Origin of the sequence: Collimonas silvisoli (assembly GCF_018305005.1) — a bacterium.
Lineage (GTDB): Bacteria > Pseudomonadota > Gammaproteobacteria > Burkholderiales > Burkholderiaceae_D > Collimonas > Collimonas silvisoli.
In genome coordinates this window covers 1-610 of record NZ_JAGQEG010000234.1, presented here as the reverse complement: position 1 = coordinate 610, position 610 = coordinate 1, and the positions used below count along the sequence as shown (strand labels likewise).

The following is a 610-nucleotide window of genomic DNA, read 5'->3' as shown; positions in this document are numbered from 1 at the left end:
TTGCCGTAGCGTCCGCGCAGGGCCATCTTGAGCGCCCGGCTGACTTCCTCGGTTTGCAAGCTGCCGTGTACGTGGTAGCCAACAATCTTGCGTGAGTAGGCATCCGTCACCAAGCTCAGATACACGAACTTACCCCGTGTCGGCAGGTAGGTGATATCGGCAACCCAGACCTGTTCCGGCCCCGTAGGGACGACCTGGGCAGGCCCCGCCTTGAGTAAATTGGGATGACGCCGGAAGCGGTGATGGCTGTTGGTGGTCTTGTGATACGCCCGTTGTGGCTGCACCAGCAGCCGCGCCTGCCTCAGAATGTCGAACAACTGGTCTCGCCCGACCTTCATGTGCGCTCGGGCGAAGCTGGTGCCTAATAAGCTGTGCAGTTTGCGTGTACCAATACGCGGCTGACGAAGCCGAATCGGCTGCACCAGTGCCACTACCGCACGGGCCTGATGGTCGAGATCCCGTTCTCGCTGGCAACGTTTGTAATAGGCCTGGCGGCTGATACCCATGTGGCGGCAAGCCCGCTCTATGCTCAGTCCTTCGACTTGACCACTAGAGATAGCTTGCCTGAAGACTTTTTTACGGTCACCCCGTGTTCATCGCGCATGATGTT

At 59.0% G+C, this 610-nt stretch carries 1 pseudogene; it reads right to left on the bottom strand.

What is annotated here, in order from left to right:
* Positions 1-610 (bottom strand): annotated as a pseudogene (locus KHU33_RS26640) (DDE-type integrase/transposase/recombinase); the annotation flags it as partial.